The sequence below is a fragment of the Leptothrix discophora genome, from assembly GCF_030705305.1.
In the GTDB taxonomy this organism is placed as follows: Bacteria; Pseudomonadota; Gammaproteobacteria; order Burkholderiales; family Burkholderiaceae_C; genus Sphaerotilus; species Sphaerotilus discophorus.
On sequence record NZ_JAUZEE010000005.1, the window covers coordinates 313,473 to 338,316 of the forward strand.

Annotated in this window: 22 protein-coding genes; 18 read left to right on the forward strand and 4 right to left on the reverse strand. The window is 69.1% G+C overall.

All coding sequences use genetic code 11. From position 1 onward, the window contains the following. Positions 1–42: 42 nt before the first annotated feature. The 10 genes from atpE to Q8X39_RS11810 all read left to right on the forward strand — a co-directional run bounded on the left by atpE (position 43) and on the right by Q8X39_RS11810 (position 11,038). Complete coding sequence (gene atpE / locus Q8X39_RS11765; RefSeq protein WP_130482658.1) at positions 43–294, forward strand: F0F1 ATP synthase subunit C; 252 nt, start codon at positions 43–45, stop codon at positions 292–294. 37 nt (positions 295–331) lie between these two features. Beyond that, positions 332–802 (forward strand): F0F1 ATP synthase subunit B, encoded by a 471-nt coding sequence (locus Q8X39_RS11770; protein ID WP_305749858.1) that lies wholly within the window; start codon positions 332–334, stop codon positions 800–802. Between the two features lie 2 nt (positions 803–804). After that, positions 805–1,338: a F0F1 ATP synthase subunit delta gene (locus tag Q8X39_RS11775; RefSeq protein WP_305749859.1), complete on the forward strand. Its 534-nt coding sequence runs from the start codon at positions 805–807 to the stop codon at positions 1,336–1,338. 81 nt (positions 1,339–1,419) lie between these two features. Then, entirely contained in the window at positions 1,420–2,958 is a 1,539-nt protein-coding gene (gene atpA, locus Q8X39_RS11780) for a F0F1 ATP synthase subunit alpha (protein ID WP_305749860.1), read from the forward strand. Positions 2,959–2,990: 32 nt separating this feature from the next. Continuing rightward, a complete protein-coding gene (gene atpG, locus Q8X39_RS11785; protein ID WP_305749861.1) occupies positions 2,991–3,872 on the forward strand; it encodes a F0F1 ATP synthase subunit gamma in 882 nt (293 codons plus the stop codon). Positions 3,873–3,923: 51 nt separating this feature from the next. After that, positions 3,924–5,339: a F0F1 ATP synthase subunit beta gene (atpD, locus tag Q8X39_RS11790; RefSeq protein ID WP_305749862.1), complete on the forward strand. Its 1,416-nt coding sequence runs from the start codon at positions 3,924–3,926 to the stop codon at positions 5,337–5,339. Between the two features lie 85 nt (positions 5,340–5,424). After that, on the forward strand, positions 5,425–5,841 hold the full coding sequence (locus tag Q8X39_RS11795; RefSeq protein WP_305749863.1) for a F0F1 ATP synthase subunit epsilon: 417 nt from the start codon (positions 5,425–5,427) through the stop codon (positions 5,839–5,841). A 149-nt stretch (positions 5,842–5,990) separates the two neighbouring features. After that, positions 5,991–7,061, forward strand: a complete 1,071-nt coding sequence (gene hemE / locus Q8X39_RS11800; protein WP_305749864.1) for a uroporphyrinogen decarboxylase — start codon at positions 5,991–5,993, stop codon at positions 7,059–7,061. 362 nt (positions 7,062–7,423) lie between these two features. Continuing rightward, the gene (locus tag Q8X39_RS11805; protein ID WP_305749865.1) at positions 7,424–9,655 is read left to right on the forward strand and encodes a primosomal protein N'; all 2,232 of its coding nucleotides are present in this window, start codon (positions 7,424–7,426) and stop codon (positions 9,653–9,655) included. Between the two features lie 102 nt (positions 9,656–9,757). Beyond that, positions 9,758–11,038, forward strand: coding sequence for an FAD-dependent monooxygenase (locus Q8X39_RS11810; RefSeq protein WP_305749866.1), 1,281 nt, complete (start codon positions 9,758–9,760; stop codon positions 11,036–11,038). A 42-nt stretch (positions 11,039–11,080) separates the two neighbouring features. On the opposite strand, the gene Q8X39_RS11815 is transcribed toward Q8X39_RS11810, so the two are convergent. Next, positions 11,081–11,914, reverse strand: coding sequence for a carbon-nitrogen hydrolase family protein (locus Q8X39_RS11815; RefSeq protein ID WP_305749867.1), 834 nt, complete (start codon positions 11,912–11,914; stop codon positions 11,081–11,083). Between the two features lie 209 nt (positions 11,915–12,123). On the opposite strand from Q8X39_RS11815, the gene glnE reads away from it, so the two are divergent. Then, positions 12,124–14,895 carry a bifunctional [glutamate--ammonia ligase]-adenylyl-L-tyrosine phosphorylase/[glutamate--ammonia-ligase] adenylyltransferase gene (glnE, locus tag Q8X39_RS11820; RefSeq protein ID WP_305749868.1) on the forward strand — a complete coding sequence of 924 codons (2,772 nt, stop codon included), beginning with the start codon at positions 12,124–12,126 and terminating at the stop codon, positions 14,893–14,895. A 30-nt stretch (positions 14,896–14,925) separates the two neighbouring features. After that, positions 14,926–15,543 (forward strand): rhombosortase, encoded by a 618-nt coding sequence (gene rrtA, locus Q8X39_RS11825; protein ID WP_305749869.1) that lies wholly within the window; start codon positions 14,926–14,928, stop codon positions 15,541–15,543. Between the two features lie 106 nt (positions 15,544–15,649). Here rrtA and Q8X39_RS11830 read toward each other — a convergent pair whose 3' ends face one another. From Q8X39_RS11830 to Q8X39_RS11840, 3 genes are all read right to left on the reverse strand, one after another. Next, positions 15,650–17,536, reverse strand: coding sequence for a potassium transporter Kup (locus Q8X39_RS11830; protein WP_305749870.1), 1,887 nt, complete (start codon positions 17,534–17,536; stop codon positions 15,650–15,652). Between the two features lie 124 nt (positions 17,537–17,660). Continuing rightward, complete coding sequence (gene grxC / locus Q8X39_RS11835; RefSeq protein ID WP_305749871.1) at positions 17,661–17,921, reverse strand: glutaredoxin 3; 261 nt, start codon at positions 17,919–17,921, stop codon at positions 17,661–17,663. Positions 17,922–18,075: 154 nt separating this feature from the next. Beyond that, positions 18,076–18,480: a rhodanese-like domain-containing protein gene (locus Q8X39_RS11840; RefSeq protein ID WP_305749872.1), complete on the reverse strand. Its 405-nt coding sequence runs from the start codon at positions 18,478–18,480 to the stop codon at positions 18,076–18,078. 85 nt (positions 18,481–18,565) lie between these two features. On the opposite strand from Q8X39_RS11840, the gene gpmA reads away from it, so the two are divergent. From gpmA to Q8X39_RS11870, 6 genes are all read left to right on the forward strand, one after another. Beyond that, the gene (gene gpmA / locus Q8X39_RS11845; protein ID WP_305749873.1) at positions 18,566–19,309 is read left to right on the forward strand and encodes a 2,3-diphosphoglycerate-dependent phosphoglycerate mutase; all 744 of its coding nucleotides are present in this window, start codon (positions 18,566–18,568) and stop codon (positions 19,307–19,309) included. A 7-nt stretch (positions 19,310–19,316) separates the two neighbouring features. Further along, the gene (locus Q8X39_RS11850) at positions 19,317–19,730 is read left to right on the forward strand and encodes a gamma-butyrobetaine hydroxylase family protein (RefSeq protein ID WP_305749874.1); all 414 of its coding nucleotides are present in this window, start codon (positions 19,317–19,319) and stop codon (positions 19,728–19,730) included. Positions 19,731–19,738: 8 nt separating this feature from the next. Then, positions 19,739–20,470 carry a bifunctional demethylmenaquinone methyltransferase/2-methoxy-6-polyprenyl-1,4-benzoquinol methylase UbiE gene (gene ubiE / locus Q8X39_RS11855; protein ID WP_305749875.1) on the forward strand — a complete coding sequence of 244 codons (732 nt, stop codon included), beginning with the start codon at positions 19,739–19,741 and terminating at the stop codon, positions 20,468–20,470. 351 nt (positions 20,471–20,821) lie between these two features. Beyond that, the gene (locus Q8X39_RS11860) at positions 20,822–22,237 is read left to right on the forward strand and encodes a TIGR03013 family XrtA/PEP-CTERM system glycosyltransferase (protein WP_305749876.1); all 1,416 of its coding nucleotides are present in this window, start codon (positions 20,822–20,824) and stop codon (positions 22,235–22,237) included. Between the two features lie 280 nt (positions 22,238–22,517). Continuing rightward, positions 22,518–23,162 (forward strand): XrtA/PEP-CTERM system exopolysaccharide export protein, encoded by a 645-nt coding sequence (locus Q8X39_RS11865; RefSeq protein WP_305749877.1) that lies wholly within the window; start codon positions 22,518–22,520, stop codon positions 23,160–23,162. 124 nt (positions 23,163–23,286) lie between these two features. Continuing rightward, the gene (locus Q8X39_RS11870) at positions 23,287–24,840 is read left to right on the forward strand and encodes an XrtA system polysaccharide chain length determinant (protein ID WP_305749878.1); all 1,554 of its coding nucleotides are present in this window, start codon (positions 23,287–23,289) and stop codon (positions 24,838–24,840) included. Positions 24,841–24,844: the final 4 nt, after the last annotated feature.

Consider the following 24,844-nt stretch of genomic DNA (forward strand, 5'->3'; position numbering starts at 1 on the left):
CCTTTTCCTCACCCTTCCTTTCCAATCCAACAGGAGAACTTCATGGAAAACGTCCTCGGCTTCGTCGCTCTGGCTTGCGGTCTGATCGTCGGTCTGGGTGCCATCGGCGCTTCGATCGGTATCGCCCTGATGGGTGGCAAGTTCCTTGAATCGTCGGCTCGCCAGCCTGAGCTGATCAACGAACTGCAGACCAAGATGTTCATTCTGGCCGGCCTGATCGACGCGGCCTTCCTGATCGGCGTGGCCATCGCCCTGCTGTTCGCCTTCGCGAATCCGTTCGTCATCGCGGCCTGATTCCTCACGACCCTTTCACGAGCGAAAGGATCGAGCCGTGAACATCAACGCAACCCTGTTCCTGCAGGCGATCGTCTTTGCGATCCTTGTCTGGTTCTCGATGCGCTTCATCTGGCCGCCGCTGACCAAGGCACTGGACGAACGCGCCCAGAAGATTGCCGACGGCCTCGCGGCTGCCGACAAGGCCAAGGCTGAGCTGGCCACCGCCAACAAGCGGGTCGAAGAGCAACTGGTCCAGTCGCGCAACGAGACGACCAAGCTGCTGGCCGACGCCGAGAAGCGTGCCCAGGCCATCGTCGACGAGGCGAAGCGCCGTGCCGAGGAGGAGGGCGCGAAGATCGTCGCCGCCGCCAAGGCCGAAGCCGAGCAACAGTCCATCCAGGCTCGTGAAGCTCTGCGTGAACAGGTCGCCGGCCTTGCCGTCAAGGGCGCCGAGCAGATCCTCAAGCGCGAAGTCAACGCCGCCGTGCATGCAGAACTGCTTGCGCGTCTGAAGACGGAGCTCTGAGCATGGCCGAGCTCGCAACCATCGCGCGTCCCTATGCGGAAGCGCTGTACCAGGTCGCGCGCCAAGGCAACCTCGCGGACTGGGGCCGGCAATTGCAGGTCCTGGCCGAGGTGGCAGCTCACGAAGGCGTGCGCCAGCTCGCCGGCAACCCCAAGGTGACCTCTGAACAGGTCTACGAGGTGGTGGTCGGTGCGGCGCGCTCCGAGCTGCTTCCTGGCGTGCAGAACTTCCTGCGCACCGTGATCGACAACGGGCGCCTGACTGTCCTGCCGCAAGCGGTTGAACAGTTCCATGCGCTGGTCAACGCGGCCACGGGCGTTTCTGACGCGGTCATTCACAGTGCCTACCCGATCGATGCCCAGCAACTGGCTGAGGTCGTGTCGGCACTCGAGCAGCGTTTTGGACGCAAGCTCGCAGCCACCGTCGTCGAGGCCCCCGAGTTGATCGGTGGTGTCCGCGTGGTGGTTGGCGACGAGGTGCTCGACACCTCGGTGAAGGCCCGTCTTGAACGCATGAAGGTGGCGCTCGGTGCTTGAAGCACCTTGCGCTTTCCCCCATCCCCGAGTCAAACGACGCCACTCAGCGATGAGGCCGATTGACCAGACTGGGAGCAAGCTATGCAACTGAATCCCGCAGAAATTTCCGAACTGATCAAGAGCCGCATCGAGGGCCTTGGCGCGAACGCTGACATCCGCAACCAGGGCACCGTCGTGTCGGTGACGGATGGCATCGTGCGCGTCCACGGTCTGAGCGACGTCATGGCCGGTGAAATGCTCGAGTTCCCGGGCAACGTCTTCGGCCTGGCGCTCAACCTCGAGCGCGACTCCGTCGGCGCCGTGATCCTGGGCGAGTACGAGGGCATCTCCGAGGGCGACACGGTCAAGTGCACCGGCCGCATCCTGGAAGTCCCCGTCGGCCCCGAACTGGTGGGTCGCGTCGTCAACGCGCTGGGTCAGCCGATCGACGGCAAGGGCCCGATCAACGCGAAGATGACCGACGTCATCGAGAAGGTCGCTCCGGGCGTGATCGCACGGAAGTCGGTCGACCAGCCGGTGCAGACCGGTCTGAAGTCGATCGACGCGATGGTGCCCGTCGGCCGTGGCCAGCGCGAGCTGATCATCGGCGACCGCCAGACCGGCAAGACCGCCGTGGCGATCGACGCGATCATCAACCAGAAGGGTCAGAACATGACCTGCATCTACGTCGCGATCGGCCAGAAGGCTTCGTCGATCAAGAACGTGGTGCGCGCTCTGGAACAGAACGGCGCGATGGACTACACCATCGTCGTCGCCGCGTCGGCCTCCGAGTCGGCCGCCATGCAGTACATCTCGGCCTACACCGGCTGCACGATGGGCGAGTACTTCCGCGACCGCGGCCAGGACGCGCTGATCGTCTATGACGACCTGTCCAAGCAGGCCGTCGCCTACCGTCAGGTCTCGCTGCTGCTGCGTCGTCCCCCGGGCCGCGAAGCGTTCCCCGGCGACGTGTTCTATCTCCACAGCCGTCTGCTCGAACGTGCAGCCCGCGTGAACGCCGACTACGTCGAAGCGTTCACCAAGGGCGAGGTCAAGGGCCAGACCGGCTCGCTGACCGCGTTGCCGATCATCGAGACGCAAGCCGGTGACGTGTCCGCCTTCGTTCCGACCAACGTGATCTCGATCACCGACGGTCAGATCTTCCTGGAAACCAGCCTGTTCAACGCCGGTGTCCGCCCCGCCATCAACGCCGGTATCTCGGTGTCGCGCGTCGGTGGTGCCGCCCAGACCAAGCTGATCAAGAGCCTGTCCGGCGGTATCCGTACCGACCTGGCGCAGTACCGTGAACTGGCCGCGTTCGCGCAGTTCGCCTCGGACCTGGACGAAGCGACCCGCAAGCAGCTCGACCGCGGTGCCCGCGTGACCGAGCTGCTCAAGCAGGCCCAGTACCTGCCGCTGCCGATCAGCCTGATGGGTGCTTCGCTGTACGCCGCGAACAAGGGCTTCCTGGACAACGTGGACGTCAAGAAGGTCCTGGCCTTCGAAAGCGGTCTGCACCAGTACCTGAAGACCAGCCACGCCGCGCTGCTGAAGAAGCTCGAGGATGCCAAGGCCATGGACAAGGACGCGGAAGCCGAGCTGCAAGGCGCGATCGCTGCGTTCAAGAAGTCCTTCGCCTGATCCCCCACGGTTGACCCACTAGGAGCACCGTCATGGCGGCAGGCAAGGAAATCCGCGGCAAGATCAAATCGGTGGAGAACACCAAGAAGATCACCAAGGCCATGGAAATGGTCGCCGCGTCCAAGATGCGCAAGGCGCAGGAACGCATGCGGGCGGCCCGCCCGTATGCGGACAAGATCCGCAACATCACGGCCAACCTGTCGCGTGCGACGCCCGAGTACCGCCACCCCTTCGTGGTGAAGAACAGCGGGACCGGGGCGGTGGGCATGATCGTCGTCACGACCGACAAGGGTCTGTGCGGCGGCATGAACACCAACGTGCTGCGCGCGGTCACGACCAAGATGCGCGAGCTCGACGCGGCGGGCGTGAAGGTCCAGGCTGTTGCCATCGGCAACAAGGGCCTGGGCTTCCTCAACCGCATCGGCGCGAAGGTGGTCTCGCAGGCCACCCAGCTCGGCGACACGCCGCACCTGGACAAGCTCATCGGGCCGGTGAAGGTGCTGATGGACCAGTACGCCGAAGGCAAGCTCGACGCGGTCTACTTCTGCTACACGCGCTTCATCAACACGATGAAGCAGGAGCCGCAGGTCGAGCAGCTGCTGCCGCTGTCGGACGAGCGCCTGGCGCAGTCGGCCGACGAGCAGAAGTCGCATGGCTGGGACTACATCTATGAGCCGGATGCGCCGTCGGTCATCGACAACCTGATGGTGCGATACGCCGAAGCCCTGGTCTACCAGGGCGTGGCCGAGAACATGGCGTCCGAGCAGTCCGCGCGCATGGTCGCGATGAAGGCGGCGACCGACAACGCCGGCAACCTGATCGCCGAACTCAAGCTGGTCTACAACAAGACCCGCCAGGCCGGCATCACGAAGGAACTGTCGGAAATCGTCGGTGGCGCTGCCGCCGTGGGCTGATCCGCGCCACAGGCCGGACGACGCAACGAATCAAGTTTGAAGGAACGAAAAATGGCAAACACGACTCAGGCGGTCGGCAAGATCGTTCAGTGCATCGGTGCCGTGGTGGACGTCGAGTTCCCGCGCAGCAACATGCCCAAGATCTACGACGCGCTCAAGCTCGAAGGCACGGCGCTGACCCTCGAAGTCCAGCAGCAGCTGGGCGACGGCGTGGTCCGCACGATTGCGCTGGGCTCGTCGGACGGTCTGCGCCGCGGCATCGAGGTGACCAACACCGGCGCCCCGATCACGGTGCCGGTCGGCCCCGCGACGCTGGGCCGCATCATGGACGTGCTGGGCAACCCGATCGACGAGCGCGGTCCGGTCAGCATGGAGCTGTCGGCGTCGATCCACCGCAAGGCCCCGGCCTATGACGAGCTGAGCCCGTCGCAGGAGCTGCTGGAAACCGGCATCAAGGTGATTGACCTGATCTGCCCGTTCGCCAAGGGCGGCAAGGTGGGTCTGTTCGGTGGTGCCGGCGTGGGCAAGACCGTCAACATGATGGAGCTCATCAACAACATCGCCAAGGCGCACTCGGGTCTGTCCGTGTTCGCCGGCGTCGGTGAGCGCACCCGCGAAGGCAACGACTTCTATCACGAGATGGCCGACTCCGGCGTCGTCAACCTCGAGAACCTGGGCGAGTCCAAGGTGTCGATGGTCTACGGCCAGATGAACGAGCCCCCGGGCAACCGTCTGCGCGTCGCGCTGACCGGCCTGACCATCGCCGAGTCGTTCCGCGACGAAGGCCGTGACGTGCTGTTCTTCGTCGACAACATCTACCGCTACACGCTGGCCGGTACCGAGGTGTCGGCGCTGCTGGGCCGCATGCCTTCCGCCGTGGGCTACCAGCCGACGCTGGCCGAGGAAATGGGCCGCCTGCAAGAGCGCATCACGTCGACCAAGGTCGGCTCGATCACCTCGATCCAGGCCGTGTACGTCCCTGCGGACGACCTGACCGACCCGTCGCCTGCCACGACCTTCGCCCACCTGGACGCCACCGTCGTGCTGTCGCGTGACATCGCTGCGCTGGGCATCTACCCGGCCGTGGACCCGCTGGACTCGACCTCGCGCCAGGTCGACCCGAACGTGGTCGGCGAGGAACACTACTCGACCACCCGTGCGGTGCAGGCCATCCTGCAGCGTTACAAGGAACTGCGCGACATCATCGCCATCCTGGGCATGGACGAACTGGCTCCGGAAGACAAGCTGGCCGTCTCGCGCGCCCGCAAGATCCAGCGCTTCCTGTCGCAGCCCTTCCACGTCGCCGAGGTGTTCACCGGCTCGCCGGGCAAGTACGTGCCGCTGAAGGAAACCATCCGTGGTTTCAAGATGATCGTCGCCGGCGAGTGCGATCACCTGCCGGAGCAGGCGTTCTACATGGTCGGCACCATCGACGAAGCCTTCGAGAAGGCGAAGAAGATCCAGTAAGCCGCACGCACGACGCCCGGGCGCCCAGTCCGGACGTCGTCTGCTTGCTTACTGAACTGTCTTCAATCGCAAAAGAAGGAAAACCATGGCAACGATTCACGTCGACGTCGTCTCCGCCGAAGCGCAGATCTTCTCGGGCGAGGCGAAGTTCGTCGCGCTGCCGGGCGAGAACGGCGAGCTGGGCATCCTGCCCAAGCACACGCCGGTGATCACCCGGATCAAGCCGGGTGCGGTGCGCATCGAGCGCGCCGACAGCGGCGAAGAAGAGTTCGTCTTCGTCGCTGGCGGCATCCTCGAGGTCCAGCCCGACCGCGTCACCGTGCTGGCCGACACCGCCATCCGCGGTCATGACCTGGACGAGGCCAAGGCCGAAGAGGCCAAGCGCGTGGCCGAAGAGGCCATGAAGAACGCCAAGAGCGACCTGGACCTGGCCCGTGCACAGAGCGAGTTCGCGGCCATGGCCGCGCAGATCGCCGCCGTGCGCCGCTTCCGCAAGAAGTGAGGGTCCGGCGATGCCCGACACGGCATCGCCCGACGAGACCGGACGCTGCGCGTTCGAGGCTCATCCCGCAACGCCCGCCTGCCAGCGGGCGTTGTCGTTTCTGGAGCTGCCCCCGCGGGGCGCCGTCTGACGCTTCCTACAATCGCACGATGAACGCTCCACTGCTCAACGACACCTTCCTGCGCGCGCTGCGCCGCCAGCCCACCGACCACACGCCCGTCTGGCTGATGCGCCAGGCCGGTCGCTACCTGCCGGAGTACTGCGCCACGCGCGCGAAGGCCGGCAGCTTCATGGGGCTGGCGACCAACGTGCAGTACGCGACCGAGGTCACGCTGCAACCGCTGGACCGCTATCCGCTGGATGCGGCGATCCTGTTCTCCGACATCCTGACCGTGCCCGACGCGATGGGCCTGGGCCTGAGCTTCGCGCAGGGCGAAGGTCCGAAGTTCGCCAAGGTCGTGCGTGACGAAGCGGCCGTCGCGGAACTCGCCGTGCCCGACATGGCCAAGCTGCGCTACGTGTTCGACGCGGTCACCTCGATCCGGCAGGCGCTGAACGGGCGCGTGCCGCTGATCGGCTTCTCGGGCAGCCCGTGGACGCTGGCCTGCTACATGGTCGAAGGCGGCGGCAGCGACGACTACCGCCTGGTCAAGTCGCTGATGTACCGCCGGCCCGACCTGATGCACCGCATCCTGGCGGTCAATGCCGACGCGGTTGCGGCCTACCTGAACGCCCAGATCGAGGCCGGTGCCCAGGCCGTGATGGTGTTTGACAGCTGGGGCGGCGTGCTGGCCGACGGTGCCTTCCAGGCCTTCAGCCTCGCCTATACCCGCCGCGTGCTCGACCAGCTGCACCGCAGCCACGACGGCCAGCAGATCCCGCGCATCGTCTTCACCAAGGGCGGCGGCCTGTGGATCGACGAAATCGCCGGCCTGGACACCGACGCGATCGGGCTGGACTGGACCGTCAATCTCGGCCGCGCCCGCGAACGCGTCGGCCACCGCGTCGCGCTGCAAGGCAACCTGGATCCGAACGTGCTGTTCGCCGGTCCCGATCAGATTGCCGCGGAGGCCCGCAAGGTGCTCGACAGCTACGGCAACCACCCCGGCCACGTCTTCAACCTGGGCCACGGCATCAGCCAGCACACGCCGCCCGAAGCGGTCACTGCACTGGTCGAAGCGGTGCACAGCCACTCCCGTCGGATGCGGCAGACGACCTGAGCGTGACAGGCTGCGCGGTCGCGTCGGCCTGCCTGTTTGGGGGTGCAATGCCACAAAGATGTGGGTTCCGGCCACCACTTGTCCCCAGACCAGAGGAAGAACCCGCAGCATGTCAAGCTTGCTGCAATGGCACATGCCAACGCACAAGACAGGTGCTAAGTCCTTGATCTGGCAAAACTTTGGGGCTGCCTCCCAATTGCGCAATCCAAGGCCGGGGCTTGATCTGCAAGGGCTTGCGAGCCGTTTTCGCAGCTTACCCACAAAGTTATCCACAGGACTCGTGGACAGATCGGGAAAAGCCTTTTCGATCATGGACTTGCGTCCTCAATCTCGAAGGCGCGCGAACTCCGCCGGCTAACTGAATGGCTCTGGACGATCGGACACCCCCGCAAACCGGGCATGGCGTGGCGGTGCTCGTTGAGCTACCGAAACATGCAGGTCTGTCGGGCACCCTGAGCTACCGCGCCGCCACGCCGCTGCCCGTCGGCCAGCTGCTGAGGGTGCCCTTGGGGCGGCGGGTGGTGTGCGGCATCGCCTGGGGCGACGAAGGACCGCTGGCCGACGCCCGCGCCACCCCGGTCCTCGACGAGGGCGCCGCCGATGCACCGGTCCGGCGCGACGTTGCCGAGGTGCTGGACGCCCTGCCGCCGCTCGGCCCGGGCTGGCGCGCGCTGATCCGCTTTGCGGCCGCCTACTACCAGCGCGCGCCCGGCGAACTGGCGCTGTCGGTGCTGCCGGCCGACTTGCGCGAGCTCGACACCGCCGCGCTGCAGCGGCGACTGCGCCGGCTCGACAAGCGTCTGGGCCGCACGCCGCCGCCGGCCCCGAAGCGGCGACGTGGTGCCGCTGCCGCGACGACCGCGCCCGAGACACCCGTCGAGCCTGGGCCGGAGCCCCTGCCCCCTCCCGTCCTCCCCGACCTGAGCGAGGAACAGCGCCTCGCCCTCGACGCGCTGGCCGATGCCGCCGAGCGCGCCGATCCGGTCTTGCTGCACGGTGCCACCGGCAGTGGCAAGACCGAGGTCTACCTGCGCCGCGTCGCCGCTGCGCTCGACGCCGGTCGACAGGCGCTGCTGCTGGTGCCCGAGATCAACCTGACGCCGCAGCTCGAAGCCCGCATCCGGGCCCGCTTTCCTGGCCGCGTGACGGTCGCCCTGCACAGCGGCCTCGGGCCGGCCGAGCGGCTGCAGAACTGGCTGGCGGCGCACCTGGGCTGGGCCGACATCGTGCTCGGCACGCGCATGGCGGTGTTCGCGTCATTGCCACGGCTGGGGCTGATCGTGGTCGACGAGGAACACGACCCGTCCTACAAGCAGCAGGAAGGCGCGCGGTATTCGGCCCGTGACCTGGCGGTCTGGCGGGCCCGCCAGGAGGGCGTGGCGGTGATCCTCGGTTCGGCCACCCCGTCGCTGGAGACCTGGCACAACGCCTTGCCCTCGCCCGAAGGCACCGGCCGCTACCACCGCCTGGGCATGCCCACGCGCATCGGCGCGGGTGCACTGCCGCAGGTCCGGCTGGTCGACCTGACGCGGCTGCAGGAACAGTTCGGCCGCCAGATGCTGCGTGACCAACCCTTCGCGCCGCCGCTGCTGGCCGCCTTGCGCGACCGGCTCGAACGCGGCGAGCAGAGCCTCGTGCTGCTGAACCGGCGTGGTTATGCGCCGGTGCTGCACTGCCCGGGCTGCGGCTGGAAGAGCGACTGCCCGCACTGCAGCGCCTGGCGGGTCTTCCACAAGCTCGACCGCACGCTGCGCTGCCACCACTGCGGCTTTGCCGAGCGCGTGCCGCGTGCCTGCCCGTCCTGCGGTGACCCGGACATCCAGCCGATCGGCCGCGGCACCGAACGGCTGGAGGAGCAGCTCGCCACCGCCCTGCCCGGCGCGCGCATCGGCCGCATCGACGCCGACACCACGCGTGGCAAGGGCAGCCTGGAGGCGCAGCTCGCGCAGGTCCACGATGGCGACATCGACGTGCTGGTCGGCACGCAGATGGTGGCCAAGGGGCATGACTTCCGCCGCATCACGCTGGTGGCCGCGCTGCAGGCCGATGCGGCGCTGTTCAGCAGCGACTTCCGTGCGCCCGAGCGCCTGTTCGCGCTGCTGATGCAGGCCGGCGGACGGGCCGGTCGCGACGCCGCCCAGGCCGCGCGCAGCGAGCTGTGGATCCAGACCTGGCATCCGCAGCACCCGCTCTATGCGGCGCTGACGGCGCACGACTACCCGGCCTTCGCCGCCGGCCAGCTGCTGGAGCGCCAGCAGGCCGGCCTGCCGCCGTTCTCGCACCTGGCGCTGCTGCGCTGCGAGGCGCGCACGCAGGAGTCCGCCATGGCCTTCCTGGCCCAGGCCGCACGCCGGGCCGCCGAGCTGCAGACCCAGCAGCCGGCCTGGGCTGACATCCTGGTCTACCCGCCGGTGCCGCCGTCGGTGCAGCGGGTGGCCAACGTCGAACGCGCGCAGATGCTGGTCGAATCGCCGTCGCGGCCGGCGCTGCAGCGCCTGCTGGCGGCCTGGCTGCCGTCCTTCCAGGACGATGCACGGCAGGCCGGCGCGCGGGTGTTGCGCTGGGCGGTCGACGTCGATCCGCTGGCGATCTGACGCGTCCGGTTGCCGCATCGGCTTGACCTCGCCGGCCTCGTCGTTGCGACCGACCCGCCAGAATCTGCCGTTCTTCACGGACCCCACGATCGAGCCCTCGCCATGACGCCTGACGCCCCCGACCTCGCCGACGCCACGTCCCCATCGACGCCGCCGCCGCACGCGCTGCGCCTGGCCATCATCGGCGCCGGTCCGGTCGGCCTGGCGCTGGCGCTGCAGGCCCGGCGCGCGCTGCCGCAGGCCCGCATCACCGTGCACGACGCGCTGCCGCCCGAACACGATGTCTCGCACGATGCCCGGACGCTGGCGCTGGCCCAGGGCTCCGTGCTGGACCTGGCCCGGCTGGACCTGTGGGACGGCGCGATCGCGGCCCAGGCCGAGCCGATCCGCGCGGTCCATGTGTCGCAACAGCAGCCGGCCTTGCTGGACCTCCTGCCGCTGCCGGGCCGCAGCCGCCTGGGCGAGCCGGAGGTGCTGATCCGGGCCGAGACCGAAGGCCTGCCGCAGCTCGGCGCGGTGATCGCCTACGGCCACCTGGTGGCGCCGATGCGCGCGGCCTGGCTGGCCGCCTGTGCCGAGGAGCCGCAGCGCCTGTCGGCCCGCTGGGGCACCAAGGTCGCGGCGGTCGTGACGCGCGGTGCAGAGGTCGAGATCGACGCCGGCGTGACCGAGACCCACGACCTCGCCGTCATCGCCGAAGGCGGCGTGTTCGCCGACCAGGCCCGCAAGGGCGTGCACCACGACTACCAGCAGTCGGCCTGGGTCGGCACGGTCGAGCTCGAAGGTGCCGAGCCTGGCACCGCCTACGAACGCTTCACGCCGCAAGGCCCGCTGGCGCTGCTGCCGCTGCCGGCGCGCGAAGGCCGCCAGCGCGCCGCGCTGGTCTGGTGCGTGCCGACCGGCGACGACCCGGTGCGTGACCTTGACGACCGCCAGCGCCTGATGGTGCTGGCCGACCAGCTGCCGCGCCGGGTCGGACGGCTGACCGCCATCGGCCCGCTGAAGTGCTTCCCGCTCGGCCTGAACGCCGAGCGCAGCCTGGTGCAGGGCCGCACCATGCGCATCGGCAACGCGGCGCAGACGCTGCATCCGGTGGCGGGGCAGGGCCTCAACCTCGGGCTGCGGGATGCCCATGTGCTGCTCGACGCGCTGGCCGACGTGCGCGATCCGGCCACCGACGTCGAACGCGCGCTGGCCCGGGCCGCGCTGCGGCGTGCGCCGGATCGCTGGACGCTGATCGCCACGACCGACTTCCTCGCCCGCAGCTTCACCTGGAACGCGCCCGGCCTGAGCACGCTGCGCGGCGCGGGGCTGGCGCTGCTGGAGCGGCTCGGACCGGTGAAGTCGCAGGTCGCACGACGCATGATGTTCGGCTCGCGCTGAGCATCCCGTCCAGCCAGGCCTGGCGCGCCGCGCCGGAGCGCCTCACATCACCCGATGCGCCAGCGCCGGCAGCTGGCGCCGCACGTCACCCTGGCGGGCCAGGTCGACCTGGCCCATCACCACGCCTTCGCCTTCGGGCTGCACGGCCTGCACGACGCCCCAGGGGTCGATGACCAGGCTGTGGCCCCAGGTGCGCCGGCCGTTGGCGTGGGTGCCGCCCTGCGCGCTGGCCAGCACGTGGCACTGGTTCTCGATCGCGCGGGCGCGCAGCAGGACGTCCCAGTGCGCCTGCCCGGTCGGCCAGGTGAAGGCCGCGCCCATGACGAACAGGTCGCAGGACTGCGGCGACATCAGCGCGCGGTAAAGCTCCGGGAAGCGCAGGTCGTAGCAGGTCGACAGGCCGACCCGCACGGACGTGCCGGCGCGCGAACGGATGTCGAAGGCGACCGGCTGGCTGCCGGCGCAGAGCGTGGCGGCCTCGTCGTAGCGGCGCTCGCCGTCGTCGTAGCGGAACAGGTGGATCTTGTCGTAGCGCGCCGCCAGCGAGCCGTCCGGCGCATAGGCCAGGCAGGTGTTGCTGGCATGGTCGGGATCCCCCGCGATGCGCAGCGGCAGCGTGCCGCCGACCAGCCAGATGCCGTGCTGCGCGGCCCAGCCGGCCAGCGCCGCCTGGATCGGCCCGTCGCCGGCGGGCTCGGCGATGGCGAGCTTGTCGCGGTCCTTGTGGCCCATCAGGCAGAAGTACTCGGGCAGGGCGACGAGCTCGGCGCCGGCCGCGGCGGCCTGGGCAATCAGGCGTCCCGCCCGCACGAGGTTGTCGGCCACATCGGGGCTGGAGACCATCTGGACGGCGGCGACGGCAAGGCTCGAAGTCATGGCGGATGTCCTGCAGAAACTTCACGGCCGGACCCTGGGGCGGGGCGGCTCTCCGGCGATTCTGGCGTGGCGGGGGAGAATCCCCATTGCCCCGTCAGCGCGGGCGCGACGACGATACTCGCGCCGTTTCTGCTGCGGTTCCCCTTCGGGTGACCACCCCGACAGAGCCGGAGCCAACCACGCTGGCCCGGGCATGCGAGGGCGACGACTTGACTGACAACGTGACCAACGAGACGGGCCTCGAGGCCCTGCCACAGGCCGACGCGGCCCACAGCCGCTACGTGCAGCGGGTGCGCCGCGTGCTCGGCGACAAGCTGGCGCTGCTGCCACCCGGACCGCCCTGCCGCGCCACCATCGAGGCCGCGATGGCCCGCCTGGCACACCGGCCGCTGCCGGCCGCGCTGCGCACCGTGCGACAGCTGGTGATGGAGCGCCTGGTCGTGCTCGACATCGAGCAGCAGGCGCCGATGCCGGTGGTGACGCTGGCGATGACCGAGCTGGCCGAGGTCACGCTCGATGCCGCGCTGGCCCATGCCCGCGCCGAACTGGATGCGCTGCACGGTGCGCCGCGCAACGAGGCCGGCGGCGACATCGACTTCTGGATCATCGGCATGGGCAAGCTCGGCGCGCGCGAGCTCAACGTGTCCTCCGACATCGACCTGGTCTACGTCTACGAGGAAGAAGGCCAGACCACCGGCCAGCCCGACGGCCGTGGCGTGATCACCGCGCACGAGTACTTCGCGCGGCTGGCGCGCTCGCTGCAGACGCTGATCGGCGAGGCGACCGAGGATGGCTTCGTCTTCCGCATGGACCTGGCCCTGCGCCCCAACGGCAACGCTGGCCCGCCGGTCGTCAGCCTGGCGATGCTGGAGGAGTACTTCCTCGTCCAGGGCCGCGAGTGGGAGCGTTTCGCCTGGCTCAAGAGTCGCGTCGTCGCGCCGCGTTCGGCGGTCGAGACCGGGCGGGCCAGGCCGCTGGGCGAGGTGGTCGCGCCCTTCGTCTACCGCCGCTACCTCGACTACGGCGTGTTCGAGGGCCTGCGCCAGCTGCATCGCAAGATCCGCGACGAGGCCAACCGCCGCGCCGCCGGCCGGCCCGAGCGCGCCAACGACGTCAAGCTCTCGCGCGGCGGCATCCGCGAGATCGAGTTCATCGTGCAGCTGCTGCAGGTCGTGCGCGGTGGCCAGTTCCCCGAGATCCGCACCCGCCAGACGCTCAAGGCCTTGCCGAGGCTGGCGGCGGTCGGGCTGATCAAGCCGGAGATCGCCGACAAGCTGGCCCTGGCCTACACCTTCCTGCGCCGCGTCGAGCACCGCATCCAGTACCTGGACGACCAGCAGACCCACCAGCTGCCGACCGCCGATGCCGACCTGGCCTGGATCGCGCGCTCGCTGGGCCTGGTCTGCAAGGCCGAGGCCTGCGAGCTGATCGACCAGCTGTGTGACCACCGCGAGACCGTGGCCACCGAGTTCGACGCGCTGCTGCACGACGGTCGTCCGCCGGTCCGCAACGGTGGCGGCTGCAAGGGCTGCGGCGGCGAGCCGGTCAGCCTGGACAGTCCGGCGCTGCTGGTCGGCCTGAGCGCCGAGGTGGCCGAGCGGGTGCAGCGCTTCGTCGAGCATCCGCGCGTGGTCATGCTGCGCGACGAGGCCCGCCAGCGCCTGACCCACCTGTTCGTGCGGGCCCGCAAGACCATCGATGAACACGAGGCCCTGACGCCGCGCCAGCGTGACGAGGCGATGCTGCGCTTCATCGACTGGGTCGAGCCGCTGCTGCGCCGCGACAGCTACCTCGCGCTGCTGGCCGAGCGGCCGCAGGTGCTCGGCCGGCTGCTGCGCCTGCTGGCGCTGGCACGATGGCCGATGCGCTACCTGATGCAGCACCCGGGCGTGATCGACGAGCTGGCCGATGCCCGGCTGGCGCGCGAGCGCTTCGATGCCACGGGCTTCCAGCAGGACCTGGAAGACCGCCACTCGGCCTGGGTCCGCTCCGGCCAGGCCGACGAGGAATCGCTGCTCGACACGCTGCGCCGCGCCCACCATGCCGAGACCTTCCGCACGCTGGTGCGCGACGTCGAGGGCGAGATCACGGTCGAGCAGGTCGCCGACGACCTGTCCCTGCTGGCCGACGCGACGCTGGACTGCACCCTGCGCTGGGCCTGGCAGCACCTGCGCCAGCGCCACCGCGAGACGCCGCGCTTCGCCGTCATCGCCTACGGCAAGCTGGGCGGCAAGGAACTGGGCTACGGCAGCGACCTCGACATCGTCTTCCTGTTCGATGACGAGGACGAGCGCGCGCCCGAGGTCTATGCCGCCTTCGCCCGCAAGCTGATCCCGTGGCTGTCGCTGCGGACCTCGGCTGGCGCGCTGTTCGACATCGACACCGCCCTGCGGCCGAACGGCAACTCGGGCCTGCTGGTGACCTCGCTGGCCTCGTTCGAGCGCTACCAGCAGGGCCGCGGCAGCAACACCGCCTGGACCTGGGAACACCAGGCCATCACGCGGGCGCGCTGGTGCGCCGGGGCGCGCGAGCTGGCCGGGCCCTTCGAGGCCACCCGCCGTGCCGTGCTGTGCGCGCCGCGCGACGAGGCCGCGCTGCGCGAGGAGATCCGCGCCATGCGCGAGAAGGTCCGCGCGGCCCATCCGGTGCCGGACGGCCAGTTCGACCTCAAGCACGGCCCCGGCGGGATGATGGACGTCGAGTTCGCGGTCCAGCACCTCGTGCTCAGCCACAGCGCAACCGTGCCGGCGCTGCAGGACAACGCCGGCAACATCGCGCTGCTCCAGCGTGCCGAGCACGCCGGCCTGCTCGGCCCCGGCATGGGCCACGCCGCTGCCGACGCCTACCGCGAGATGCGTCGCGCGCAGCACCGGGCCCGTCTGGACGAGGCCGCGACGCGGCCGTCGCTGGACGATCTGGGCGAGATGGCCGCGCACCGCGAGGCCGTGCTGGCGCTCTGGCGTCACGTCTTCGGCGCCTGAGTCCGGGCGCACCGACCGCCACGCCGGGCCATGACCTGGAAGCTGCTGCGGCGGCCTCGCCGCTGGAGTTCCGGCCAGGTCGCCTGGCTGGTGATGCTCAGCGTGCTGGTCGTGCCGGCGCTGCTGGAAGGGCCGGGCGACGCGCTGGGCCGCGAGGTGCTGGCCTGGCGTCCGGACCGGGCCTTCAGCGAGCCGTGGCGCTGGTGGAGCGCGGCCTGGATGCACCTGAGCACGACCCACCTGCTGGCCAACCTGGCCGGCGCCACGCTGGTCGCTGCACTGGGCTGGCTGCTGCAACCGGCCCGCCAGATGGCCTGGGCCTGGGCGCTGGCCTGGCCGCTGACCCACCTGAGCCTGCTGCTGCAACCGGGGCTGCAGCGCTACGGCGGTCTGTCGGGCGTGCTGCACGCCGGCGTCGCGGTCTGCGCGGTCTGGCTCTGGTCACGCGGTGAGCGGCGCGGCGAGCGCTGGCTCGGCCTTGCGCTGGCTGGCGGACTGCTGCTCAAGCTGCTGCTGGAGCGGGCCTGGGAAGTCCCGCTGAACCGCGTCGCCGGCTGGGACATCGTGGTCGCCCCCCTGGCCCATGCCGCCGGCGCCTTCTGGGGCGCCCTGCTGGCGCTGCTGGTCGTCCGCCTGATGCGGGGGTGAGGCAGAACAGCGTTGACATCGCTCACCTGGAGGTGGGCGAAGGTCGGTCGAGCGCCGGGCCGACACCCCCTCGGGGGGGGCTGCGGTAAGCCGCAGCCGGGGGCCGTCAGATCTCGACTTTTGCGCCGAGTTCGACGATGCGGTTGGACGGCAGGTTGAGGAAGTCCGCCGCCGCCGCCGAGTTGCGGTGCATGTTCGCGAACAGCTTCTCGCGCCAGATCGCCATGCCTTCGCCGATCGTCGGGATGACGATGTCGCGCGAGAGGAAGTAGCTGGTGTCCATCTCGTCGAGCGGCACGCCGCGGCCTTCGAGCAGCTTGAGCGCTGCGGGCACGTCGGGGTCGTCCTTGAAGCCGAAATTGAGCATCACCTGCCAGCAGTCGTTGCCCAGCGGCTCCATCTGGATGCGCTGGTCGTGCCGGATCCAGGGAATGTCATGGTGGCGCACCGTCACGAACAGGTTGTGTTCGTGCAGCACCTTGTTGTGCTTGAGGTTGTGCAGCAGCGCATTGGGCGTCATGCCGGCCTCGGCGGCCAGGAAGACCGCCGTGCCCTCGACGCGGGTGGGCGGGCTGATGAAGACGGCTTCCAGGAAGCTCTTGAGGTCGATCGCGTCGTCGCGCAGGCGCTCGCTCATCAGCGCGCGGCCCTGCTTCCAGGTCAGCATCAGCGTGAACATGCCGACGCCGATGACCAGCGGGAACCAGCCGCCGCCGAACAGCTTGAGCATGTTCGAGGCGAAGAAGGTGACGTCGATGATGAAGAAGAAACCCGTGGCCGCCAGGCACAGCCACAGCGGGTAGCGCCAGCCGTAGCGGATCACGTAGAAGGTCATGACGGTGGTGATCGTCATGTCCAGCGTCACCGCGATGCCGTAGGCCGAGGCCAGGTTGGACGAGCTCTTGAACAGCGCCACCGCCAGCACGATGAACACGTACAGGCCCCAGTTGATGAAGGGCACGTAGATCTGGCCGGTGTCGCGCTCGGAGGTGTGCTTGATCGCCATGCGCGGCAGGATGCCCAGCTGGATCGCCTGCTTCGTGACCGAGAAGGCCGCCGAGATCAGCGCCTGCGAGGCGATCACCGTCGCGGCGGTCGACAGGATGACCAGCGGCAGGCGGGCCCATTCCGGGGCCATCAGGAAGAAGGGGTTCTCGATCGCCGCCGGATCGGCCAGCAGCATCGCGCCCTGGCCGAAGTAGTTGACGACCAGCGCCGGCATCACCAGGCCATACCAGGCCAGCCGGATCGGCAACTTGCCGAAGTGACCCATGTCGGCATAGAGCGCCTCGCCGCCGGTCACGCACAGCACCACCGCGCCCAGCGCGATGAAGGCCACCAGCGTGTTCTCGGCAAAGAAGTGGATGGCATGGCCGGGGCTCAGCGCCACCAGCACCGACGGGTTCTCCAGCACGTGCGGCAGGCCCAGCGCGATCAGCACCATGAACCACACCAGCGTGATCGGGCCGAAGAACTTGCCGATGCCGCCGGTGCCGAAGCGCTGCACCGCGAACAGGCCGGTCAGCACCACCAGGGTGATCGGCAGCACCACGTGGTGCAGCTGCGGCGCGGCGACCTCCAGGCCCTCGACGGCCGACAGCACCGAGATCGCCGGCGTGATGACGCCGTCGCCATAGAACACCGCCGTGCCGAACAGGCCGACCACCATCAGCGTGTCGCGCAGCTGGGGCCGCTCGCGCACCGCGTGGGTGGCCAGCGCCAGCATCGCGATCAGGCCGCCTTCGCCGTTGTTGTCCGCGCGCAGGATCAGCAGCACGTACTTCAGCGAGACCACGATGGTCATGGTCCAGAAGATCAGCGAGAGCACGCCGAGGATGTTGTCTGGCGTGGCCGGCACATGGCCGGCGTGGAAGACTTCCTTGAGGGCGTACAGCGGGCTGGTGCCGATGTCGCCATAGACCACGCCGAGGGCGCCGAGGGTCAGTCCGGCGAGTGCGCGCGGACTGGCATGCGAGGAGGAGGAAGTGCTCACGAAGCAAGGCCGGTGCGAGGCCGACCAGGGGGGCAGGGAGCGCGATTGTGCGCGTCGGTCCTGTCGATGCAAGCGTCCCGGCGTGACGTCCGCGCCACGCAGGGCCTTGGCATCGAGCGCCGCCTCAGGCCGCTTGCAGCAGCGCCTGGAGACCGCCGCGCTGGTCCAGCGCGATCAGGTCGTCGCAGCCGCCGACGTGGGTCTCGCCGATGAAGATCTGCGGCACGGTGCGCCGGCCGGTCAGCGACATCATCGCGTCGCGCTGCTGCGGGTCGAGGTCGATGCGGATCTCCTCGATCTGATCGACCCCGCGCTGCTTGAGCAGGGCCTTGGCGCGCAGGCAGTAGGGGCAGACCTGCGTGGTGTACATCTTGACGTGGTTCATGACGGGCAACTTCGCAAGCATCGGGCCAGGGAGGGCGGTGCGCGGCGGAACGGGCCGCGCATCGGGGTCAGGCCGGAATTGTCATCGGCCCGTCACGTCCTTGCAGCGCCGGGGCGTCGCGGCCCCGTTGCGAACAGGACGAATGTGGCGCGGCTCAGGCCGTTTTCTCGACCGGCAGGTTGGCGTCGCGCCAGGCACCCATGCCGCCGCTGAGGACGTGCACGTTCTGGTGGCCGAGCTTGACGAGCCGGGCGGCTGCACGCGAGGCGCGGCTGCCGGTGGCGCAGACGATCACCAGCGGCTGGTCCTTGTTCGACGGCAGGTTCTTGGCGCCCTCCAGCTGGTCGAGCGGGATGTTGCGCGAGCCAGCGACGTGGCCGCCGGCGTATTCGTCGCTCGAGCAGACGTCGATGACGACGGCCTTCTCGCGGTTGATCAGTCGGACGGCATCCTGCACGGCGATGCCGGCGCGGCTGCTGCCGAGGCCGGGAACGAGCAGCGCAATGCCGGAAACCACGGCTGCTGCGAGCCAGTACCAGTTGTCGATGAGGAAGCTCACGGGGGTGCGGCCGGGTCGGGCCGATCTCAGCAAAGAAGGGGGCGGATTATAGAATTCGCCGCCCCAACGAACCGGCCCGACCACCATGTACAAGCTCGTCCTGATCCGCCACGGCGAATCCACCTGGAACCTCGAGAACCGCTTCACCGGCTGGACCGATGTGGAGCTCACGCCGACCGGCGTCGAGCAGGCCAAGGAGGCCGGTCGGCTGCTGAAGGCGGGGGGCTACGAGTTCGACCTGGCCTACACGTCCGTGCTCAAGCGCGCGATCTGGACCCTCTGGCACACGCTCGACCAGATGGACCGCACCTGGCTGCCGGTCGCCCACAGCTGGCGCCTCAACGAGCGTCACTACGGTTCGCTGCAGGGCCTCAACAAGGCCGACATGGCCAAGCAGTACGGCGACGAGCAGGTGCTGATCTGGCGCCGCAGCTACGACACCCCGCCGCCCTCGCTGGAGGCCGATGACCCGCGCGGCCAGCGCGCCGACGTCCGTTACGCCAAGCTGAACCCCGAGGACATCCCCCTGACCGAGTGCCTCAAGGACACCGTGGCACGCGTGCTGCCGTTCTGGAACGACGCGATCGCGCCGGCCATCCGCTCGGGCAAGCGCGTGCTGATCGCCGCGCACGGCAACTCGATCCGCGCGCTGGTGAAGTACCTCGACAACATCGCCGACGCCGACATCGTGGGCGTCAACATCCCCAACGGCGTGCCGCTGGTCTACGAGCTCGATGCCGACCTCAAGCCGATCCGCAGCTACTACCTGGGCGATGCCGAGGCGGTCGCCAAGGCCGCCGCAGCCGTGGCCAATCAGGGCAAGGCCTGAGGCCGCGATGAGTTCGCGCCACACGCCTGTCGCCCAGCCCGTCGCGCTGACGCTGCACCAGCAAAGCCGGATGCTGGCCATCGAGTTCGCCGACGGCGCGAGCTTCTCCATCCCCTTCGAGCTGATGCGCGTGTACTCGCCCTCGGCCGAGGTCCAGGGCCACGGCCCCGGCCAGGAAACCCTGCAGACCGGCAAGCGGCTGGTCAACGTCGACGCGGTCGAGCCGGTCGGGCACTACGCCATCCAGCCGCACTTCAGCGACGGCCACGACAGCGGCATTTTCACCTGGGACTACCTGTACCAGCTGGGCGCGCGTCAGGCCGAGCTGTGGGCCGACTACGAGGCCCGCCTGAAGGCCGCCGGCGTCGACCGTGACGCCGCCATGCCCCCGCCTGCGGGCAGCGCCTGCGCCAGCCACTGAGGCACCCGATGAGCGACACCCATTTCGGTTTCAAGACCGTCGACGAACGCGAGAAGGCCCGCATGGTGCGGGGCGTGTTCGATTCGGTGGCCTCGCGCTATGACGTCATGAACGACGTCATGTCGATGGGCCTGCACCGGGTCTGGAAGGCTTACACGATCGCGGTGTCGGGTGCGCGCGAGGGCCAGCAGGTGCTGGACATCGCCGCCGGCACCGGCGACCTGACGCAGCAGTTCGCGCGCAAGGTCGGACCGACCGGCCTGGTGGTTCACACCGACATCAACGAGGCCATGCTGCGCACCGGCCGTGACCGCCTGCTCGATGCCGGCATGAGCCTGCCGGCGGCCTGCTGCGATGCCGAGAAGCTGCCCTTTCCGGACGCCCGCTTCGACATCGTCAGCGTCGCCTTCGGCCTGCGCAACATGACCCACAAGGACGCCGCGCTGGCCGAGATGGCGCGTGTGCTCAGGCCCGGTGGCAAGCTGCTGGTGCTGGAGTTCTCGCAGGTCGCCGCACCGCTGCGCAAGGTCTACGACTGGTACTCGTTCAAGGTGCTGCCGCGCATGGGCCAGCTGATCGCCGGCGATGCCCAGAGCTACCAGTACCTGGCCGAGTCGATCCGCATGCACCCGCCCCAGGCCGAGCTCAAGCGGATGATGAAGACGGCCGGCTTCGGCCATGTCGACGTGCACAACCTGTCGGCAGGCGTGGTCGCGCTGCATGTCGGCCTGAAGTGTTGAGTGACGTGCTGGATGACGTGCTGGAAGGCGTGCCGGATGACCTCCTGAAGCATGTCCCGACGGCGGCGCCCCGCCACTGACGACCCGCCCGGCCCGGGCGCAGCACGCGTCCGCGACGCCCTGAGGGTTTTCCATTTCCGGCCTTGGCGTCGCCTGAAGTGAACAAACGCGTTGCCGCCACGTTGCAACAGCGCGCCACTCCTTCACGCTTCCCCGCTGTTGCATGCGATAAGGGCCTTCAACACGCGGATGAAGGGTTGTTCCGGGCAGGTCCGTGCCGAAAATCCCTCTCATCGTGTCAAGGAAGCCACCGGAACACCGGCCGGCAGTGACACACGAGGGAGTCCCTGAATGTTCCGAGTCTTTCAGCATCGCACGTCCGGCACGCATTTCGTCGAGCTGCTGGCCGACGGTCTGCTGTGCTTCGTCGCCACCCTGATGGCCGCGATGACCCTGTCCCACGCGACCGGCGGCTCCGCCGCGATCGCCTCGGTCAGCACGCCCGACGTGATCCTGTCGGCCCTGGCCTTCGCGCTGGTGATGGCGCTGATGTATTCCTTCGTGGGCCTCTACCGGCACCGCAACCTGGGCCTGGTCCCGGTCGTCCTGCGGGTCGCCTTCGTCTTCCTGGTCGGTGGCTACATCACCTACCTGGCCGTCAAGTTCATGGCCTACGACGGCTATGCCAGTCGCCTGACGGGCTACTCGCTGCTTTACCTCATGGGCGGCATGGCCCTGTACCGCGGCACCGCCTTCATGGTCCGCCGCGCCGTCGGCACCCGTCGCGTGATGATCGTCGGCAGCGGCGCCGAGGCCCACCAGGTCTGCGCCGACCTGCGCTCGGCCGAGCAGTGGCAGGGCTACGAGGTGGTCGGCGTGTTCCCGTCGGCCAACGCGGCGGCCGAATCCGGCTCGACCCTGGAGGCTGGCGTGCCGATGTTCGACGTGCGTCGCCGCATGACCGACCTGGTGCGCGAGCACCGCGTCAACGAGATCATCGTGGCCGTGCGCGAACAGCGCGGCGGCGGCGTGCCGATGGACCAGCTGCTGGACTGCCGCATCGCCGGCGTGCCCATCCTGGACCTGGCCGGCTTCTACGAGCGCACCAAGGCCGAGGTGCCGGTCGACAGCCTGAAGTCGAGCTGGCTGGTCTACGGCGAAGGCTTCGTGCAGGGTCGCCTGCGCGAGTTCACCAAGCGCACCTTCGACATCGTCAGCTCGGCCACGCTGCTGACGCTGGCCTCGCCGCTGATGCTGGTGACCGCCGTGCTGATCAAGCTCGACAGCCGCGGCCCGGCGCTGTATCGCCAGGAGCGTGTCGGCCTGGGCGGCCAGACCTTCCAGTGCATCAAGTTCCGCAGCATGCGCACCGATGCCGAGAAGGACGGCGTGGCGCGCTGGGCGACCAAGAACGACAACCGCATCACCCGCATCGGCGCCTTCATCCGCAAGACCCGCATCGACGAGCTGCCGCAGCTCATCAGCGTGCTGCGCGGCGAGATGTCGATGGTCGGCCCGCGCCCGGAGCGTCCGTCCTTCGTGGCCCAGCTGCGCGAGCAGATCCCCTTCTACGACCTGCGCCACACCGTCAAGCCGGGCCTGACGGGCTGGGCCCAGGTGCGCTTCTCCTACGGCGCGTCGATCGAGGACGCCCGCCGCAAGCACCAGTTCGACCTGTACTACGTCAAGAACAACTCGCTGCTGCTGGACGTGCAGGTGCTGATCGAGACGGTCTCCGTTGTCCTTTTCCGCGAAGGTGCCCACTGAAGCAAGCCCCTCGACCGGCCTTGGGGCGGCCCGGCGCTCGGCCCAGGGCACGCTGCGGCGACTGAAGTTCTTCCTGTGAAGGCGCATCCATTGGATGCGCCTTTTGCTTTTTCAGTTCAGGATCGGGCCCCTGGATGGCCCGGAAAGTGCGGCCTACACCCCGTACATAGTGCACGTCCAGCCCGTGGAGCAGGGGTGTTGCTCGGGTTTCTTCGGCTGTCCACGCTAGGATTCCCCGCGTGCTTGCAGTCAGGCCCACCCCATTCACAGAGGTATGCACATGAGACCGACTTCGACGACCCGCCGTGCCATCCGCGGCGCCGCCCTGGTGCTGGCCACCGTCAGCGCGCTGACCAGCCTGAGCGGCTGCGGCAGCCTGGGCGGCGGCTTTCCGCCCGCGCCGCGCACCGCCGAGACGGTTGGGCACCGCTACAAGATCGGTCCGCTCGACGGCCTGAGCATCGTGGTGTGGCGCAACCCCGAGCTGTCGGCCAACGTCACGGTGCGTCCGGACGGCCGCATCTCGACCCCGCTGGTTGACGACGTGCTGGCCGCCGGCAAGAACCCGGCCGACCTGGCGCGCGAGATCGAGCAGTACCTGTCCAAGGTCATCCGCGATCCGGTCGTGACCGTCGTGGTCAGCAGCTTCCAGGGCGCCTTCGGCGAGCAGATCCGCATCGTCGGCGAGGCCACCCGCCCGCAGGCGGTGGCCTTCCGCCAGAACATGACCATCCTCGACGTGATGATCCAGGCCGGCGGCCTGACCGACTTCGCCGACGGCAACGGTGCCGTGCTGGTGCGCGGCTCCGAGTCCGGCAAGCAGTACAGCGTGCGGCTCAAGGACCTGCTCAAGCGTGGCGACATCTCGGCCAACGTCGACGTCAAGCCCGGCGACATCATCATCGTTCCGCAGAGCTGGTTCTGATGAACCCGGGGACGCGCCGCGTGGCCCGTCCCCCACGTCTTTTTCCGAAGGGACCGTCCCGCGTGGCCGGCGCCCCTGATCGCAGCATCCTGCCCACCGGCCAAGAGCTCGCATGAATTCTGGAATGAACGAGATTTCCCGACAGGTCACGCAGGCCGCGCGGGGCGTCTGGCGCCACCGCTGGCTGGCCGTCACCGTGACCTGGGCCGTCGCCCTGGTCGGCGCCGCGGTGGTCTGGCTGGTGCCCGAACGTTTCGCGGCCACCGCCCGCGTCTACGTCGACACGCAGACCGTGCTCAAGCCGCTGATGGCCGGCCTGGCCTTCCAGCCCGACGTGGACCAGCAGGTCCGCATGCTGGGCCGCACGCTGATCTCGCGGCCCAACATCGAGGTGCTGGTCAAGGACCCGGCGATCGGCCTGAGCACCGGCAACCAGGCCGAGGACGATCGCACCATCGAGACCCTGATGAAGTCCATCAAGGTCGAGAACACCGGCGGTCCGAACATGTATGCGCTGAGCTACCGCGACCCGGACGGCGCCCGTGCGCTGCGCCTGGTCGACGCGCTGGTCAACCTGTTCATGGCCTCGGGCACCGAGGGCAAGCGCAAGGACTCGCAGGACGCCAGCCGCTTCATCGACGAGCAGATCAAGGTCTACGAGGCCAAGCTGATCGAGTCCGAGAACCGGCTCAAGGACTTCAAGCTGCGCAACCTGACGGTGGCCTCGACCACCAACCAGGACTACTTCGCGCGCATGGGCTCGCTGACCGACGAGATCAACCGGCTGCGCATCTCGCTGAGCGCGGCCGAGCAGTCGCGCGACGCCATCAAGCGCGAGCTGGCCACCGAGCTGCCGGCCCTGCCGGTGGAGGCGGCCTCGGCGCCGTCCTCGCTGACGCCCGAGCTCGATGCCCGTCTGGATGCCCAGCGCCGCCAGCTCGACGACCTGCTGCGCCGCTACACCGACGCCCATCCGGACGTCATCACCACCCGCCGCACCGTCGCGCAGCTCGAGGAGCAGCGCCGCATCGAACACGATGCCAAGGCACGGGTCGAGAGCGGCCGCCCGCGGATCGCCGGCGCGGCCACCAACCCGGTCTACCAGCGCCTGCGCATCAGCCTGACCGAGTCCGAGGCCAACGTCGCCTCGCTGCGGGCCCAGCTCGGCACGCAGCAAGGCCGACTCGAGGAGATCCGCGCCCAGGCCGGCCGCATGCCGCAGGCCGAAGCCGAGCTGGCGCAGCTCAACCGCGACTACGACATCATCCGCAAGAACTACGAGCAGCTGGTCTCGCGTCGCGAGGCGGCCTCGCTGGGCGTCAAGATCGACCAGACCGCGTCGATCGCCGACTTCCGCCTGATCGAGCCGCCGCGCGTGCTGCCGCAGCCGGTCTTCCCCAGCCGCATCCACCTCGCGCTGGCCGTGATGGTGCTGGCGCTGCTCGCCGGCATCGGCTCCGCCTGGGCGACCACGATGCTCAAGCCGACCTTCTCCAACGAGCGCGAACTCAGCGAGTTCACCAAGCGCCCGGTGCTGGGCGGCCTGACCCGCATCGTCGACGGGCCCGCGCTCGACCTGGCCCGCCAGGAGCGCCTGCGCGTGGGCGGCATGGTCGGCCTCTTCCTGATCGGCCACCTCGGCTGGATCGCCTTCGTGGCGATGCATTCCGGCACCTGACCCA